Here is a 17,383-nt window from a genome sequence, read left to right on the forward strand (position 1 = left end):
CGCCGCTCGACGCCGTTATCGTTCCCCGAAGGTTCAGATAACTCGTTTCCGCTCGACTTGCATGTGTTAGGCCTGCCGCCAGCGTTCAATCTGAGCCATGATCAAACTCTTCAATTTAAGATTTTGTCGGCTCAATGAATACTGAACATTACATAAGTAATGTTTGAATTGACTGTGCTGAATCCGAAGATTCAATGGTCACTTCGTTTCATTGAAACCTAATTTGAAACCGAAGTTTCTAATTGGATTATCATCAACGAGTGCCCACACAGATTGATAGGTCTATATTGTTAAAGAGCTTTTCCTGTTGAGCTTTGCTCAAAACAGGACGGCCATTTTAGCGAGTTAAAGTTTAGTGTCAATCACTTTTTCAAACTTTCTTCAAGCGTTTCCGCTTGGCTAATTTGGCTTGCTAACCTCGACTTCGTTTCTTTTGAAGCGTTGCCGTGTCAGCGAGGTGGCATTATAGAGATTGCGATCACATTGGCAAGCCCTTTTTCACGTTTTTTTTGATTTTTTTATCGTTTGGGTGTTTTTTATTCTAAAAGGCGAGTTTTCACTACTATTCTACCTCCATATCCCCAGTAATCGCCCCTAATAAGGAGAAAAGATGAGCTCAATTAGAAGCTACAAAGGTATAAAGCCCCAACTTGGTGAGCGTGTTTACGTTGACTCAACCTCAGTGTTAGTCGGAGATATCCGTATTGGGGACGATTCTAGCATTTGGCCATTAGTAGCGGCACGAGGCGATGTGAACCACATTCACATTGGTGATCGAACTAATATTCAAGATGGCAGTGTTTTGCATGTCACCCATAAGAACTCTGAAAACCCAAACGGCTATCCACTTATTATTGGCAATGACGTTACGATTGGCCACAAAGTGATGCTGCACGGTTGTGAGATACACGATCGTGTATTGGTTGGTATGGGGGCGATTGTTTTAGATGCTGTCGTTATTGAATCAGAGGTGATGATTGGAGCGGGCAGTTTAGTACCGCCAGGAAAGAGATTAGAAAGCGGTTATCTTTATGTCGGTAGTCCAGTGAAACAAGCTCGCCCTCTATCAGAGACAGAACGAGCTTTTTTGCAAAAGTCTGCCAATAACTATGTTCAAAACAAAAACGACTACTTACATGAAGTAGAAGACTTGAACTAAAGGTCTGTTAACCAATGATGATATGGCCTTCTTCATTGAAGGCTTCATCTTCTATTAACTCTTCTGCTATTTCTTCCAGATCAAATCGGTAGTCAATAAAAGCAGAGATCACGGCCTGCTCCGTATCTAACTCTGAGCCAGATAACTTTTCTAACTTTTGTTTCGTCACAAAGCATTCTATTAGCGCACCAGATTGTTGCGCCGCAAAGTTTACTGATTGTGATACTTCATCCCATGATTGCATGTCTGGGAATAAGATGGATTGATTCATCGCTTATTGACCTTCAAGGTTCTTTCTTAATTCACGCAAAATCTGTTTAGCTCCAGGACGAAGACCGCGCCATAACATAAAACTCTCAGCAGCTTGGCCAACTAACATACCTAAACCATCATAAGCATGTGCGACACCATGTTGCTTAGCCCATTGGTTAAATGTGGTATCACCTTTGCCATACATCATGTCGTAGCTTGTACTATTGGCGGCGAACACCGAGGAAGAGATCGCAGGTAACTCACCACTCAATGATGCAGACGTGGAGTTGATTACGACGTCGTACTCTTCAGCAATGGTATTCATCTCTTTTGCTGTAACAGGGCCATATGCAGAAAACAATTCTGCCAATTCTTCGGCTTTGGAAAATGTACGATTAGTTATCGTTAGAGATGTTGGTTTTTGATCGAGCAATGGTTTAATCACTCCTCGAGCGGCACCACCAGCTCCTATGATCAGGATACGTGCACCTTCTAAAACGACTTGATGCTGCAACAAGTCTTGCACTAAGCCTGCACCATCAGTGTTATCACCAATGATTTCACCATCATCAAGCTTCTTAAGTGTATTCACTGCTCCAGCAAGCTGAGCACGCTCGGTCAAACGGCTGGCAAATTGATAGGCATCTTCTTTAAAAGGCAAGGTCACGTTACAGCCTTTGCCGCCGTCAGCAAAAAATGCTTTCGCCGCCTCGATAAATCCACCCACAGGCGCACATTCTGCGGTGTATGTTAGGGACTGATTCGTTTGACGAGCAAAGAGTGTATGGATAAATGGCGACTTGCTGTGCCCGATAGGGTTACCAAACACGGCGTAACGATCGATTTGCAGGGTCATTTCCTTACCTTTATTCCTTACTTAGATATAGAGAGAACAGGGCCATCTGATTACAGATGACCCTATCACTATCTATCTATATAGAAAAGGAGATTCCGTGCTTACCATTCGCGTGGTTTCAGGTATCGATCGTAAAGTTCGGCTTCAGGCGTTCCTGCTTCTGGTTCGTAGCGGTACTCCCATCGCGCTAACGGCGGCATCGACATCAGAATCGACTCGGTACGCCCACCACTTTGTAAACCGAATAAAGTGCCACGGTCGTACACTAAGTTGAACTCAACATAACGACCACGACGGTAAAGTTGGAATTCACGCTCGCGCTCGCCATATTCGATGTCTTTACGACGAGACACGATCGGCAAGTAAGCTTGGCAATAGCCTTCACCCACCGCTTTGATGTAATCGAAACACTTATCAAACTCCCAGTGGTTCAAATCATCAAAGAACAAACCACCGACACCACGAGTTTCGTTTCGATGTGGCAAGAAGAAGTACTTATCACACCACGCTTTGTGTTCTGCATATACTTCTTCACCAAATGGGGCACAGATTGCCTTAGCTGTATCGTGCCATGACTGACAATCTTCTTCGAAAGGATAGAAAGGAGTCAGGTCGAAACCACCACCAAACCACCAAATTGGTTCTTCGCCCTCTTTCTCAGCGATAAAGAAACGCACATTAGCATGAGAAGTTGGGACGTAAGGGTTTTTGGGATGGATAACCAAAGAGACCCCCATCGCTTCAAAACGGCGACCCGCTAGCTCCGGACGATGTGCCGTCGCAGATGCTGGCATTTCTTTCCCTTCTACATGCGAGAAGTTCACCCCACCTTGCTCGAAAACAAGGCCATCACGCATAACACGTGAGCGCCCACCGCCACCAAGACGTTCGCCCGGTTCACGATGCCATGCATCCTCGACAAAGACGGCCTCTCCATCTTCTTGTTCTAACTGCTGACAAATGGAGTCCTGAAGTGACATCAGGAACTGCTTTACGGCGTGCTTATCGATTGCTGACATACGTTATTACCTATTACGTGATACCGGTTGATGACTGGCAAGCAGGGTTAGCCCTGTCTTAATATTTGTGAAGTCTTGGCGTCACGAATCTCGCTGGGTTTATCACGACCGCTGGTTTCACCACGAAGAATGGCCACCAGCTTGTCACCCAATTGCTCTTCGACTTCTTCCGTGGTCATACACGGTGGCAAGCCGGAAAGATTCGCGCTGGTAGAGGTTAACGGCTTTCCGAATGCATTACACATCTTTTGAACCAAAGGATGATCAGTCACACGAACTGCAATCGAATCAAACTGCCCTGAAACCCAGTTGGAGACTTTATCGCTCGCAGGCATGATCCAAGTGTATGGACCTGGCCAAGTTGCATGAACGGTCGCTAATTGTTCTCGAGTCAGTTGAGATTCATCAATATACGGCAAGAGCTGCTCATAACTTGCAGCGATCAGAATCAGCCCTTTTTCCACCGGGCGCTGCTTGAGCTCCAGCAGTTTTTGAATTGCTTCTGGGTTATCTGGATCGCATCCGACACCAAAAACCCCTTCTGTTGGGTAGGCAATCACTTCGCCTTGTTGTAGTGCGTTGAGCACTTGTTCAAAGTTATCCACCGATTACTTCCTGATTGTCTGACTGTATTATTTTCACTAAGTGTACAAATATTCATTCTCAGACACTAAAGCAATTTTTTTATAAAATGTATCAATAGCGACAACAACAAGACGCAAACGTTTGCTTGAGATAAAAATCCCCGTATAATGCGCACAAATTTATCAGCTCACCTAATTTTGCAGCTTGAAGGAGTTTGAGATGAAAGTCGGTATCATCATGGGTTCTAAATCCGATTGGCCAACCATGAAACTAGCAGCAGACATGCTAGACCAATTTGGCGTACCTTACGAAACAAAAGTCGTGTCAGCACACCGAACTCCTCAATTACTGGCGGACTACGCCAGCAGCGCAAAAGAACGCGGCATCAAAGTTATCATCGCAGGCGCAGGTGGTGCAGCCCACCTACCAGGTATGGCTGCTGCGTTTACTAGTTTGCCAGTGCTTGGTGTTCCCGTTCAGTCTCGCGCACTAAAAGGCATGGACTCTCTGCTATCTATTGTACAAATGCCAAAAGGCATTGCCGTCGGTACGTTAGCGATTGGCGAAGCGGGCGCAGCAAACGCCGGTATCCTAGCGGCGCAAATACTAGGCACTCATGACGAAAACATCATGGCGAAGGTAGAAGCATTCCGTAATGAGCAAACGGAAACAGTACTCGCAAATCCAAACCCTGCAGAGGATTAATCAGATGCATGTACTGGTTCTTGGTGCGGGTCAGTTGGCTCGCATGATGTCTCTGGCTGGTGCGCCATTGAATATTCAAATTTCAGCTTACGATGTCAGCAGCGGTGATGTCGTTCATCCTTTGACTCAACAGGTACTTGGCCATGGCTTGGAAAATGCGATTACGCAAGTTGATGTGATTACTGCCGAGTTCGAGCATATTCCACATGACGTGCTCAAGGTTTGCGAAGCGAGCGGCAAGCTCCTCCCTAGTACCGCAGCCATCAAAGCAGGCGGTGACCGCCGTGTTGAAAAAGCGCTACTCGATAATGCTGGCGTGCGTAATGCCAAGTACTACGTGATTGAGACACGTGAAGATTTTGAACGCGCAATTGAACATGTTGGCATGCCTATGGTGCTGAAAAGTGCATTGGGTGGTTACGATGGTAAAGGCCAATGGCGCTTGAAAGAAACGGCTCAGATCGAGACGATCTGGGCAGAAATGACGGAGTGCATTGCAGCAACACCAACTCAAGCGATTGTTGCTGAAGAGTTTGTTCCTTTTAACCGCGAAGTATCACTAGTTGGTGCTCGAAGCAAAGATGGCTGCGTTGAAGTTTACCCTCTAGCAGAAAACGTTCACATCAATGGCGTACTGAGCTTATCCACCGCAATTGATGCGCCAGAACTGCAAGCCCAAGCCAAGCAGATGCTCACGGCCGTCGCAGATAGCCTAGATTACGTTGGTGTATTGGCGCTCGAATTCTTTGATGTCGATGGCACACTGTTAGTGAATGAGATTGCCCCACGAGTGCACAACTCCGGTCACTGGACACAGCAAGGTGCAGAAACCTGTCAGTTCGAGAACCACCTGCGCGCCGTATGCGGCTTGCCGTTAGGCAGCACCAAACTGATTCGCGAAACCTCGATGGTGAATATTCTTGGTGAAGATACGTTGCCAGAAGCGCTTCTCGCCATGGATGGTTGTCACATCCATTGGTACGGCAAAGAGAAGCGTGAAGGGCGAAAAATGGGTCACATCAACGTATGTGGTGACTACCCAGGAGAATTGCACCGTAGGTTGTGCGCTCTCGCGGATGCCTTAGATCCAATGGCATTCCCAGCCGTGCACGAGTTTGCGAAACAAGCATAACGCTAAAATCTAGCCCCAAAAACCACAAAGGGTCGCACGATGCGACCCTTTTTAATTCCTTTGATGTATTTACCCTTGCTGAGTGTGCTGGCACTTACGGTTGGCACATTGCAATTTCACACCACTGGCGAGTTTCTTCTCCACCAACAGAGTAAAACCACATTCTTCGCACCTCCCCTTTACCGGAGGGAGATTCACTGCAAATTTACATTTAGGGTAGTTATCACATGCGTAGAAAGTTTTACCAAAACGCGTCTTACGTTCAACTAAATGACCTTTACCGCATTCAGGACACGCGTGGTGCTCTTGCGACTGCTTTTCTGGCTCTGGTTGATTAATCGACTCAATATGATGGCACGCCGGATAGTTACTGCAACCAACAAACATCCCATAACGCCCTTGGCGTAATACCAACTCGTTACCACAATCTGGACAAGGAACGCCAAGCTCTTTGACGATGTGTCCATCATTGTTGTGCAGGGCTTTGATGTAATCACAGCTTGGATAGTGGCTACAGCCAAGAAAGGGACCGTGTTTGCCATGTTTGAGGGTCAATTCACTGCCACATTTAGGACACGGCTCGTGTTCCAATGCGTGTTCATGGGCAGAGAAAAGGGTGTTGTCGATTTTACTACTCATACTTACCGTTTCGTGAAAAACACACCAAAAGACAAGCTCGCGTTCTTGATAGCTAAACTCGAACTTGCCTAGATTGGGTTAGTGAAGAATCCCTTGTTCCTTGGTGTACAACAGCTCTTCCATTAGCGTATAAGCGTTTTCATTACCAGGCACATTAAACAGCACCATCAAAATGATCCATTTGAGGTCTTCAAGCTCAAACTCGCTCGTTTCTAGACCCATCACTCGGTCAATCACCATTTCGCGAGTTTCTGTGGTTAACACATTGATTTGCTCGAGAAACAATAAAAACCCTCGGCATTCCAAGTCTAAACGCTGCATCTCTTTCGCTGTGTAGATACGAGTTGATGACGAAGCCATGCAAGTCGAGATTGCAGAAGAGGTGTCACTTTGCTGCAATGCGGCAAGCTCTTCTAACCAGACAAGGGCTTTGTAGATATCTTTTTGTTGGAAGCCTGCACGGAGCAACTCTTCTTCCAACTCGTCTTGTTCGACCTGTAACTCTGCATCGCTATGGATGTAGGTTTCGAATAGATACATCAGTATATCCATCATCATAGCTAGCCCCTCCCCTTTCGAATATAGCCACCTGAAACCGCAACGACATGCCCAGAGAGTTCTAACTCTAAGAGCAGCATCATGACTTCCTGGACAGGTATATTGGTCCTGTTTGCAAGAATATCAACCGGTGTAGCTTCACTTCCTACGTTAGCTAACAGCTGAGGAAATGGCAATTCTTCTTCATCATTTAACGTAGAAAATAAATCAGTACTCTGATTAATAGACCAATCAAGCAAAGACTGTATTTCATCTAAGACATCTTTCGTCTTTTCTACGAGGCAAGCACCATGACGTATCAACTGGTTGCCACCGCTGGCATTAGGGGCATTTATCGAGGCTGGCAGCGCAAATACTTCTCGACCTTGATCAAGCGCGTAACGAGCAGTAATTAACGAGCCACTCCTTTCCGCCGCTTCCACAACTAACACACCTAGCGATAATCCGCTAATAATGCGGTTTCGACGCGGGAAGTTTTCCGGGCGCGGCTTGGCATTGGGGCGAAACTCAGACACCAAAGCCCCATGTTCAATAACACGTTGCGCTAAACCACGATGACGTGCCGGATAAATATTTTCTAAGCCAGATCCCAGCACCGCAATCGTCTTACCTTTGGCTTGCAACGCACCATCATGCGCATGACCGTCAATGCCTAAAGCTAGACCACTAGTGACAATAAAATCGTGCTGAACAAATTCTGCTGCAAAGTGGCGTGCATGCTGTAAGCCATCAATACTCGCATTTCGGCTGCCAACCATTGCTATTTGTGGCTGCGAAAGACAAGTAGAATTTCCTTGAACAAAAAGCAGAGGTGGCGGCGCAACGATTTGTTTGAGTTGAGGTGGATAAAGCGGGTCAGTCAGTGTCAGGATATGATGATTTGTAGAAGCCTCAAGCCAACTTAAACAGGCATCAACTTCTTTATCTGTTGAAGCCCAAGCTTGAATTTGCTTAGTTGTTAACCCAAGTTGTTGTAGCTGTTCGGGAGAGAAGTTTACGATGTTACGCGGCGTGTCTCTTGCCAGTAGCTTATTCATTTTGACCCCGCCAATGCCTGGTAAACAACTCAGTTTTAACCAGGCAGCAAGGTCACTGTCGTTATTGCGTGGTTTCATTGGTGGTCGGCTCTTGCGTCAGAGGCGAAACCACAGAGACCTCTTTATTAATGGGTTTAGTGCTGGTTGTGATCAACGCCAAGCTAAAGTACTCATAAGGACGAATCACAAGCAATTCGCCAACTTTACTCTGTGGCAGAGTGATTTTCTTATCAAGCACGCCAAACTCTTTCTTGAACTCATCACCGTCTTTGTAAACTGGGTGCGCGTCTTCTTTTAAATCAAACACACTGCCTTGTTTCAGACTGTCTGACGTGCCTTTATCAATCACCACGACTTGGTTAGTTGAACTAAAGCGAATACCTTCGATATTGCCCAGCAACTTTGCAGAGCTATCTCGTGGCGACGGCAGTGGGTAGAACGTTGTTGTGAAGTCAGTGTTCTCGACTGATTGATTTGGCAACGCGATATCGTTACGCAGGATTTCTTGCAATTGAGAAGTGATCTTCAAACCAGAATAATCGCTCGAAGCTTCAACGAGCTCACCTTTGGCTATCAAACGCAGCGCGGTGATCTCTTTAGACACATCGTCACGCGAAAACGTTTCTACAGGTCGGTAAATAGCCCAGCCTGTCGCGGTCTGATTACCATTGATATACAGCACATCTTCTGCCGTCAGATACTTACTGCCTTTGCTGCTACCCATCACTTTTGCTGCACTGTTCAACGCATCTTGATCCAGCAATCGATCCGATTTGAGGTACGGCATCACCAAACCTTCCGCGACCGTTGGTACCGCTTTCTTTTCCGTGATGCGTGCTTTCGGGCTAATCTTCTTAACTGGTTTTAGGCTTAACACGGGCTGACCGTTAATCCACACCAAAGACAGCTTATCTCCGGGATAAATTAAATGAGGGTTGTCGATTTCCGGGTTTACTTGCCATAAACGAGGCCACAACCACGGGCTATCCAAGTACATGGCCGAAATATCCCATAGCGTATCGCCCTTCACGACTACATATGTTTGTGGCGCATCATCTTTAACAGTCAGTGGGTTTGCATCCACATTTGCTACAGCGTTGAAAGAGAAAAGTAACGGCAACGTAACACTGGCAACGTTGCGGAAAATTCGATTCATGACCCTCGTCCTTGGTCTATTAAGCAGGAACCAGAATGGAAATTGGTGCAAGGATGCTGTCATTTAGGCTATAAAATGTCTAGAATTGAGCCAACAAGGTTTGTGCTGTTTCGGCACAGTTCAATATTTCGAGTGAATATGTCTGTATTACAAGTATTAACATTCCCGGATGATCGCCTGCGCACAGTCGCAAAGCCTGTTGAAGCGGTGACGCCTGAGATTCAAAAAATCGTCGATGACATGATTGAAACCATGTACGACGAAGAAGGTATTGGCCTTGCTGCAACGCAGGTTGATATCCACAAACGTATCGTAGTGATTGATATTTCAGAAACTCGCGATGAGCCGATGGTGCTAATCAACCCTGAGATTCTGGAAAAGCGTGGCGAAGATGGCATCGAAGAAGGCTGTCTGTCGGTACCAGGTGCACGCGCACTTGTGCCTCGCGCTGCAGAAGTTACCGTTAAAGCACTGGATCGTGATGGCAAAGAGTTCACCTTCGAAGCCGACGACCTGCTAGCGATTTGTGTTCAACACGAGCTTGATCACTTACAAGGTAAGCTGTTCGTGGATTACCTATCGCCACTGAAACGCAAACGCATTCAGGACAAGCTAGCAAAAATCAAACGCTTTAACGAGAAGCAGCAAAACGCTTAATCTCGAACCATACCAATTAGAAGGAAGCCTACCTTGAGTCAGTCTTTACGTATTGTCTTTGCAGGTACTCCGGATTTCGCCGCCCGTCACTTGGCGGCGTTGTTGTCTTCGGAGCATGAAGTCATCGCGGTTTACACAAACCCAGATCGTCCAGCGGGTCGTGGCAAGAAATTGGCTGCGCCACCGGTAAAACAACTGGCGCTGGAACACAACATCCCGGTTTACCAACCTGAAAGCTTTAAGTCCGACGAAGCGAAACAAGAACTTGCCGATCTGAACGCCGACCTCATGGTTGTCGTGGCATACGGTATGCTACTGCCACAAGCGGTTCTTGATACCCCTAAACTGGGTTGTATCAACGTACATGGTTCTATCCTACCTCGTTGGCGTGGTGCGGCTCCAATCCAACGCTCTATTTGGGCGGGCGATGCAGAAACTGGCGTGACCATCATGCAGATGGACATCGGTCTCGACACTGGTGATATGCTGAAGATTGCAACTCTGCCAATCGAAGCGACAGATACCAGCGCTTCAATGTACGAAAAATTGGCTGAGCTTGGTCCAGAAGCCCTGATTGACTGCCTAGCAGACATTGCTGCGGGTAAAGCAGTGCCAGTGAAGCAAGACGATGAGCTCGCGAACTACGCGAAAAAACTCAGCAAAGAAGAAGCACGCATTAACTGGAACGACGATGCGGCTCACATTGAGCGCTGCGTTCGTGCATTTAACCCATGGCCAATGAGCCACTTTGAGGCGGCAGAAAACAGCATCAAAGTATGGCAAAGCCGTGTGGCAGAGCAAACCAGTGACAAGCCAGCCGGCACTATCGTGCAAGCAGATAAAACCGGTATTTATGTTGCGACAGGCAACGGCGTACTGGTGCTAGAACAACTGCAAGTTCCTGGCAAAAAAGCCATGTCAGTTCAGGATATTCTAAACTCACGTGCAGCTTGGTTTGAAGTCGGCACTCTGCTGGTTTAAGCCATACTAGGGGTTATCATCCCCAATAATACGAACTTTTAGAGGGCAGAGATGCCCTCCTTTACTTTAAGGTACTCATCATGAATGTTCGCGCTGCGGCTGCTAACGTCCTGTATCTTGTCGTCGACAAGGGCCATTCACTTTCAAGCGCTCTTCCAGCGGCTCAACAAACGGTACGACCTCGTGACCACGCTCTGCTACAAGAGATTTGTTACGGTGCGCTACGTTACCTACCTCGCCTAGAAATGATCGCAAACCAGTTGATGGATAAGCCGCTCAAAGGCAAACAACGTGTATTCCATCACCTAATTCTGGTTGGTATTTACCAACTGAGCTTCATGCGTATTCCTGCGCACGCAGCTGTCGGTGAAACAGTTGAAGGCACTAAAGAGCTGAAGGGTCCTCGTCTGCGTGGTTTGATTAACGCTGTATTGCGTAACTACCAGCGCAACCAAGAAGAACTCGACCAAATGGCTGTCAGCAACAACGCTGGTAAGTACGGTCACCCAAGCTGGTTACTAAAACTGCTGCAAGAGGCCTACCCACAGCAATGGGAAAGCATTGTTGAAGCAAACAACCAAAAAGCACCAATGTGGCTCCGTGTAAATCACCAACACCACACTCGAGATGAATACCTTGCGCTGCTCAAAAATGAAAACATTGATAGCACGCCACACACAGAAGCAATGGACGCCATAAAATTGGCCGCACCATGTGATGTGATGAAGCTGCCTGGTTTTGAGAAAGGTTGGGTTTCGGTACAAGATGCGGCAGCGCAGCTCTCGATCAACTATCTAAAACCACAAGACGGCGAACTGATTTTAGATTGCTGTGCTGCGCCAGGTGGCAAGACGGCGCACATTCTAGAGCGCACGTCGGGCAGTGAAGTGGTCGCGATTGACTGCGACGACACACGCCTGAAACGTGTGCATGAAAACCTGAAGCGTCTCAACCTTCAGGCAAAAGTGGTTTGCGGTGATGCGCGTAATCCTCAAGAATGGTGGCAAGGCGAGCAATTTGATCGGATTTTGCTGGATGCCCCATGTTCTGCGACTGGCGTGATTCGTCGTCACCCAGACATCAAATGGCTACGTCGTGCAGACGACATTGCCGCATTAGCAGAGCTACAAAGTGAAATTTTTGATGCCATGTGGACGCAACTGAAACCCGGCGGCACAATGGTTTACGCGACTTGTTCAATCACACCGCAAGAAAACGTGGAGCAAGTAAAAGCGTTTTTAGCACGTACCGCGGATGCGCAACTGCTGGATTCTGATCCCGACCAGCCTGGTCGTCAAATTCTACCAGGCGAAGAAGACATGGATGGTTTCTACTACGCAGTGCTAACCAAAACACACGCGTAACAGCATGCTAAATAGGGCGATTGGAGTTATTTCAATCGCCTTTTTCAGATAACGAGAAAAGAGTATGAAGATCATTATTCTTGGTGCAGGTCAGGTTGGCGGCACACTGGCAGAAAACCTAGTGGGTGAAAACAACGACATCACCATCGTCGACAACAATGCCGACCGACTGCGCGAATTACAGGACAAATACGACCTGCGTGTGGTCAATGGCCATGCGAGCCACCCCGACGTGCTGCACGAAGCTGGTGCGCAAGACGCCGATATGCTCGTCGCGGTGACCAACACTGATGAAACCAACATGGCCGCCTGCCAGGTCGCGTTCACTCTATTCAACACCCCAAACCGCGTTGCACGTATTCGCTCTCCAGAATACTTGGCAGAAAAAGAAGCCCTGTTTAAATCTGGCGCCATTCCTGTCGATCACCTTATCGCCCCAGAAGAACTCGTTACGAGCTACATCGAACGTCTGATCCAATACCCGGGCGCGCTGCAAGTGGTAAGCTTTGCTGAACAGAAAGTCAGCCTAGTCGCAGTAAAAGCCTACTACGGTGGCCCGTTGGTGGGTAACGCGCTGTCTGCTTTGCGTGAGCACATGCCGCACATCGATACCCGTGTGGCAGCGATTTTCCGTCAAGGTCGCCCGATTCGCCCGCAAGGCACCACCATTATTGAAGCCGATGATGAAGTGTTCTTCGTCGCCGCAAGCAACCATATTCGCTCAGTGATGAGTGAGCTTCAGCGCCTAGAAAAACCGTACCGCCGCATCATGATTGTTGGCGGGGGTAACATTGGTGCCAGTCTCGCAAAGCGCTTAGAACAAAACTACAGCGTGAAGCTGATTGAACGTAACTACCAACGTGCAGAAAAACTGTCAGAAGAGCTAGAAAACACCATCGTGTTCTGCGGCGACGCGGCAGACCAAGAGCTTCTCTCGGAAGAGAACATCGACCAAGTCGACGTCTTCATCGCGCTGACCAACGAAGATGAAACCAACATCATGTCTGCGATGTTGGCAAAACGCATGGGTGCGAAAAAAGTAATGGTGCTGATCCAACGTGGCGCTTATGTAGATCTGGTACAAGGCGGCGTAATTGATGTGGCCATCTCACCTCAGCAAGCCACTATTTCAGCCTTGCTAACGCACGTTCGTCGCGCTGATATCGTTAACGTATCCTCACTTCGCCGCGGCGCTGCGGAAGCAATTGAAGCCGTCGCTCACGGTGATGAAAGTACATCCAAAGTTGTTGGACGTGCGATTGGAGATATTAAGCTCCCACCTGGGACCACCATTGGTGCTATCGTTCGTGGCGAAGAAGTCCTTATTGCCCACGACCGTACGGTCATCGAGCAGGATGACCATGTGGTGATGTTCCTGGTCAACAAAAAATACGTATCAGACGTCGAAGCGCTATTCCAGCCGAGTCCATTCTTCCTCTAGGATTTTCCTATGGTCAACTTACGTCCCGTACTGTTTGTTATCGGGCTGGTTTTATCCAAACTGGCCCTGTTTATGTACGTGCCGACTTTGGTCGCTTTCTTCACTGGTACGGGTGGATTTCTCGATTTCGCCCAAGCCGTTGTGATCACGCACCTTGCCGCTTTCATTTGTTTGACGATCGGTCGAACCGCTAAGTTCAAACTCAGCGTACGCGATATGTTCCTCATCACCAGTTTGGTTTGGACCATCGCGAGTGCGTTTGCTGCCTTGCCGTTTGTGTTCATCAACCACATCAGCTTCACTGACGCCTACTTTGAAACTATGTCAGGCATTACTACCACTGGTTCCACAGTGCTCAGCGGTTTAGACAACATGGCGCCAAGTATTTTGTTGTGGCGTTCTATCTTGCAGTGGCTTGGGGGGATTGGTTTTATCGTAATGGCGGTGGCGGTGCTACCTATGCTCAATGTCGGTGGTATGAAACTATTCCAAACCGAATCATCCGACTGGTCGGATAAAAGTAGCCCGAGAGCAAAAACGGTCGCCAAAAACATCGTAGCAGTTTATTTGATGCTTACTGGCTTATGCATTGTGGGCTACTTGGTCACAGGCATGAACCTGTTTGAAGCGATCAATCACGCCTTTACCACGCTATCAACGGGCGGATACTCTACATCCGACGGGTCGATGAACCACTTCTCTAATGGCGCACACTGGGTGGCCACTACCTTTATGTTCTTAGGTGGCTTGCCATTTTTGCTCTTCATCGCCGCGTTACGTAAACGCCGTATTGATGTGTTGGTTAACGACGCTCAAGTTCGAGGATTCGCGTACCTGTTCGTGTTCTCAAGCTTAGTGATTTCAGCCTGGTTAGTGATTCGAGATGGATACACCATTTTGGATGCGCTACGAGTGTCGATGTTTAATATCGTCTCTGTCGTCACCACAACCGGCTTTGGCTTAGAGGACTTCACCGCGTGGGGCGCATTGCCCACAACTCTTTTTGCCTTCTTAATGATGGCGGGCGCATGTTCGGGGTCAACGTCTGGTGGGATCAAAATCTTCCGTTTCCAAATCGCAATGACACTGCTGAACAAACAGATGATGAAATTGATTCACCCTTCAGGTGTGTTTGTACAGCGCTACAACCAACGCCCAGTGAATGATGACATTGTTCGCTCGGTGGTCGCGTTTGGCTTGATGTTCTTTATCACCATCATCTTTATCGCGGGTTGCTTGAGTGCGCTGGGTTTAGACCCCATCACTAGCATCTCTGGTGCCATCACTGCGGTAGCCAACGTCGGCCCAGGTATGGGAAGCGTGATTGGACCAACGGGTAACTTCGCGCCTCTGCCAGATACCGCCAAGTGGCTCCTGAGCTTTGGCATGTTAATGGGCCGCTTGGAAATTCTGACTATTCTTGTACTGTTCTTCCCTGCGTTTTGGCGCCGTTAAGCAGACACAAATAAAAGGTATAACAATGAAAACATGGATTACTCTGGCGACCCTACTTGCCGCCTCATCCACATACGCCGCTGAAGTCATCACTTTAGCCGATGGTCGAGAAGTGAAGTTAAACGATGACTTTACTTGGGAATACGTCATGAAAAAATCTGCGCAGCAAGCAACAGAGACGCAAGCGACAACAAGTGCGGTTGAAACGATCGCATCTCCCGCAATTGCGACAATTCCAGTTGTGACGAAAACTGTTGGCACTACCGTGGTGGTAAACGCCAAAAAGCCAACCATGCAGCTGTCTGACTCTGGTGTCGACGTACTGATTGGCTCCGCGAGCTATCAAGATGGTGAGCTCGTACTGCCAACGTCCATTACCAATCAAAGCTCACAATCGGTGATTCAAGTTGAAGTGGAAGTTCAGGTATTTGATATGTCTGGCCAGCAACTGGCGAAAGAAAAAGTCACAGTTTGGCAATCCATCAAGCGAATGGCGGATACTTACCTGCGACCAAAGCAAGCAGAACAGGGTAAAAGCATCAAACTGGCAGTGCCGCAGTCTCAGCAATACCAGTTTTCAGCCAAAGTGTTAGAAGTGAAAACTCGTTAATGTGATAACACATGTTTTGTCGAGTTCATATCTATCCGTTAGATAGGCTCGACAAAATAATAAATTGCGAAGAAGTGACACACACAACCCGCTAAAACGAAGCCGTGCCAAATCGCATGATTGAATGGAATACGCTTCGCAACGTAGAAAATCACCCCCAGTGAATACACAATCCCACCAGCTGCGAGTAATGTCAGTCCGCCAATATCCAAGTTGATCGCCAACTGATAAATCACAATCAACGACAGCCAGCCCATGACCAAATACGTCATCAAGGAAAGCTTTTTAAATCGGTAAACAAACGCGACTTTCATGATGATGCCGAGTAGAGCGATGGTCCAGATGACAATCATCAAACCAAACGCGAGCGGCGTACGTAAACTCACCAACAAAAAAGGCGTATAACTGCCAGCAATGAGTAGATAAATGGCGCAGTGATCGAAAGTTTTTAGCCAACGTTTGGCGTTGGGGTGCGGAATTGCATGATACAGCGTCGAAGCCAAAAATAGCACGATAATACTCGCACCGTAGACAGCCATACTGGCCAGCGTCAGCGTATCAGCTTGCTGGTCTATGGCTTTGATTAGCAGCAGTATCAGGCCAACAATACCAAAAATCATCCCAATGCCATGAGTGATGGTATTGGCCAGTTCTTCGCGTTGACTGTATTGAGGTTTCTGCAGTTCAGACATCAATGCGCCTATACTAGAGTTTGAAATTTGCTCTAGTATGGCACATTAGGCTTACACGTGTAAGCTTAAATTAAGACTCATGAACGGCCGTGGTTTGGTCGAGGTAATTAAGTACAAGTTCGCCCACTTGATCAAGCTTAGTTGTGGCTGGAATGGTCAACTCTCGTTTGAGTTTTCCGCTACCCAGTAAGCTTGCGAGCATGCCACCCTCGCCCTTGCGTGTGCGGTCAACTTCAAACCATAATTTAAGTTCTTGCTCGCTACGATGAGCGACAAATTCTAACTCACGCCACACGCCATGGTATGGCCCGTCAGTCGGCACCATCTCAAATTCTTGCACAAATGGCAGGTCGAACCCTTTTACTTCCTCACACTCCACTTGGCGAATACGCAAACCCTGCGCTTCAAATGCGGATAACACCGCATCCATTAGTGGATCAGGTCGAACGGTGAGGATGTCTTTATCGGTCGGGTCTAAAGCAGCAGCAACGTCCAAGCCGGTTTCGAGCCACACTTTGGCGTCACCAATGGTGACAGGCGTATTCCAAGGCACATCGAGCTGAACATCGAAGGTACGCTCTTCGCCAGAATGGATGGTAAACGCATAAGGGAGGCTCCACTTAGCAAGCACATGAGTCTGAGGTACTCGACGCATGCTGTGTCCTTCTCGCGCACCACGGTCATCAGGAGCTTCCGCGATATAGCGGCAACACAGTTTTAAATCGATGTTGTCGATCGCTTGTTCAGTGGCACCACCATAAACATGGATAGACACATCCACACTTTGACCAGGATATAGCACGTCTTGATTTAGGATTGAGTCAACCTTAGCACTCCCAATCCCAAAACTGGCAAGTGTCTTCTTCAAAAATGACATAGGCACCTCCTTCGTCGAGATCTCATACTACTACTGCTGATCGAGGGATCAAACAAAAATTGCCTCGATCATCGCGACAAAATGACAAAATCTAAACAATTCAATTGCTCAACTATCGACCAATTATTACAAGGATGCTAATCTTATACGTGATATGCATGCATATCGGTATTCCTGATTCATTAACTGGATTGGCGAGAGCCAGAAG

Annotated in this window: 19 protein-coding genes and 1 rRNA gene; 9 read left to right on the forward strand and 11 right to left on the reverse strand. The window is 47.7% G+C overall.

Annotation, left to right across the window (positions count from 1 at the left end):
• Positions 1-117: ribosomal RNA gene (locus L3V27_RS21270) — 16S ribosomal RNA — on the reverse strand; the annotation flags it as partial.
• Positions 118-610: 493 nt separating this feature from the next.
• Here L3V27_RS21270 and L3V27_RS21275 point away from each other — a divergent pair.
• On the forward strand, positions 611-1,159 hold the full coding sequence (locus tag L3V27_RS21275; RefSeq protein ID WP_005461433.1) for a gamma carbonic anhydrase family protein: 549 nt from the start codon (positions 611-613) through the stop codon (positions 1,157-1,159).
• 7 nt (positions 1,160-1,166) lie between these two features.
• Here L3V27_RS21275 and L3V27_RS21280 read toward each other — a convergent pair whose 3' ends face one another.
• From L3V27_RS21280 to L3V27_RS21295, 4 genes are all read right to left on the reverse strand, one after another.
• Positions 1,167-1,430, reverse strand: a complete 264-nt coding sequence (locus tag L3V27_RS21280; RefSeq protein WP_005461429.1) for a DUF1488 domain-containing protein — start codon at positions 1,428-1,430, stop codon at positions 1,167-1,169.
• Between the two features lie 3 nt (positions 1,431-1,433).
• Positions 1,434-2,267 carry a shikimate dehydrogenase gene (gene aroE, locus L3V27_RS21285; protein ID WP_237312694.1) on the reverse strand — a complete coding sequence of 278 codons (834 nt, stop codon included), beginning with the start codon at positions 2,265-2,267 and terminating at the stop codon, positions 1,434-1,436.
• A 101-nt stretch (positions 2,268-2,368) separates the two neighbouring features.
• Positions 2,369-3,286 carry an oxygen-dependent coproporphyrinogen oxidase gene (gene hemF, locus L3V27_RS21290; RefSeq protein ID WP_065645011.1) on the reverse strand — a complete coding sequence of 306 codons (918 nt, stop codon included), beginning with the start codon at positions 3,284-3,286 and terminating at the stop codon, positions 2,369-2,371.
• 47 nt (positions 3,287-3,333) lie between these two features.
• Entirely contained in the window at positions 3,334-3,891 is a 558-nt protein-coding gene (locus L3V27_RS21295; protein ID WP_046874602.1) for an L-threonylcarbamoyladenylate synthase, read from the reverse strand.
• A 199-nt stretch (positions 3,892-4,090) separates the two neighbouring features.
• Between L3V27_RS21295 and purE the strand changes: the two genes are divergently transcribed.
• Positions 4,091-4,576 carry a 5-(carboxyamino)imidazole ribonucleotide mutase gene (gene purE, locus L3V27_RS21300; protein ID WP_134648207.1) on the forward strand — a complete coding sequence of 162 codons (486 nt, stop codon included), beginning with the start codon at positions 4,091-4,093 and terminating at the stop codon, positions 4,574-4,576.
• A gap of 4 nt (positions 4,577-4,580) precedes the next feature.
• A complete protein-coding gene (locus tag L3V27_RS21305) occupies positions 4,581-5,708 on the forward strand; it encodes a 5-(carboxyamino)imidazole ribonucleotide synthase (RefSeq protein ID WP_237312695.1) in 1,128 nt (375 codons plus the stop codon).
• A 69-nt stretch (positions 5,709-5,777) separates the two neighbouring features.
• Here L3V27_RS21305 and L3V27_RS21310 read toward each other — a convergent pair whose 3' ends face one another.
• The 4 genes from L3V27_RS21310 to L3V27_RS21325 form a co-directional block, all read right to left on the reverse strand.
• Positions 5,778-6,347, reverse strand: a complete 570-nt coding sequence (locus L3V27_RS21310; protein WP_005386647.1) for a topoisomerase DNA-binding C4 zinc finger domain-containing protein — start codon at positions 6,345-6,347, stop codon at positions 5,778-5,780.
• Positions 6,348-6,425: 78 nt separating this feature from the next.
• Positions 6,426-6,905 (reverse strand): DUF494 family protein, encoded by a 480-nt coding sequence (locus tag L3V27_RS21315; protein ID WP_005379074.1) that lies wholly within the window; start codon positions 6,903-6,905, stop codon positions 6,426-6,428.
• Between the two features lie 2 nt (positions 6,906-6,907).
• Positions 6,908-8,020, reverse strand: a complete 1,113-nt coding sequence (gene dprA, locus L3V27_RS21320) for a DNA-processing protein DprA (RefSeq protein ID WP_237312696.1) — start codon at positions 8,018-8,020, stop codon at positions 6,908-6,910.
• Positions 8,004-9,098, reverse strand: a complete 1,095-nt coding sequence (locus tag L3V27_RS21325; protein ID WP_237312697.1) for a LysM peptidoglycan-binding domain-containing protein — start codon at positions 9,096-9,098, stop codon at positions 8,004-8,006. Before L3V27_RS21325 ends, dprA begins: the two co-directional genes overlap by 17 nt.
• Before the next feature lie 138 nt (positions 9,099-9,236).
• On the opposite strand from L3V27_RS21325, the gene def reads away from it, so the two are divergent.
• From def to L3V27_RS21355, 6 genes are all read left to right on the forward strand, one after another.
• Entirely contained in the window at positions 9,237-9,755 is a 519-nt protein-coding gene (gene def / locus L3V27_RS21330) for a peptide deformylase (protein ID WP_005379068.1), read from the forward strand.
• A gap of 33 nt (positions 9,756-9,788) precedes the next feature.
• On the forward strand, positions 9,789-10,736 hold the full coding sequence (fmt, locus tag L3V27_RS21335; RefSeq protein ID WP_005461453.1) for a methionyl-tRNA formyltransferase: 948 nt from the start codon (positions 9,789-9,791) through the stop codon (positions 10,734-10,736).
• A gap of 80 nt (positions 10,737-10,816) precedes the next feature.
• Complete coding sequence (gene rsmB / locus L3V27_RS21340; protein ID WP_025628789.1) at positions 10,817-12,100, forward strand: 16S rRNA (cytosine(967)-C(5))-methyltransferase RsmB; 1,284 nt, start codon at positions 10,817-10,819, stop codon at positions 12,098-12,100.
• A gap of 64 nt (positions 12,101-12,164) precedes the next feature.
• Positions 12,165-13,541 carry a Trk system potassium transporter TrkA gene (trkA, locus tag L3V27_RS21345; RefSeq protein WP_005394041.1) on the forward strand — a complete coding sequence of 459 codons (1,377 nt, stop codon included), beginning with the start codon at positions 12,165-12,167 and terminating at the stop codon, positions 13,539-13,541.
• 9 nt (positions 13,542-13,550) lie between these two features.
• A complete protein-coding gene (locus L3V27_RS21350) occupies positions 13,551-14,996 on the forward strand; it encodes a TrkH family potassium uptake protein (RefSeq protein WP_006742925.1) in 1,446 nt (481 codons plus the stop codon).
• Between the two features lie 25 nt (positions 14,997-15,021).
• Positions 15,022-15,606 carry a DUF3157 family protein gene (locus L3V27_RS21355; RefSeq protein WP_237312699.1) on the forward strand — a complete coding sequence of 195 codons (585 nt, stop codon included), beginning with the start codon at positions 15,022-15,024 and terminating at the stop codon, positions 15,604-15,606.
• 38 nt (positions 15,607-15,644) lie between these two features.
• On the opposite strand, the gene L3V27_RS21360 is transcribed toward L3V27_RS21355, so the two are convergent.
• Entirely contained in the window at positions 15,645-16,298 is a 654-nt protein-coding gene (locus tag L3V27_RS21360; protein ID WP_005394044.1) for a hemolysin III family protein, read from the reverse strand.
• A 70-nt stretch (positions 16,299-16,368) separates the two neighbouring features.
• The gene (locus L3V27_RS21365; RefSeq protein ID WP_005394045.1) at positions 16,369-17,175 is read right to left on the reverse strand and encodes a sporulation protein; all 807 of its coding nucleotides are present in this window, start codon (positions 17,173-17,175) and stop codon (positions 16,369-16,371) included.
• Positions 17,176-17,383 lie beyond the last annotated feature (208 nt).

The organism is Vibrio sp. J2-3(2022) (assembly GCF_021725735.1).
Lineage (GTDB): Bacteria > Pseudomonadota > Gammaproteobacteria > Enterobacterales > Vibrionaceae > Vibrio > Vibrio diabolicus.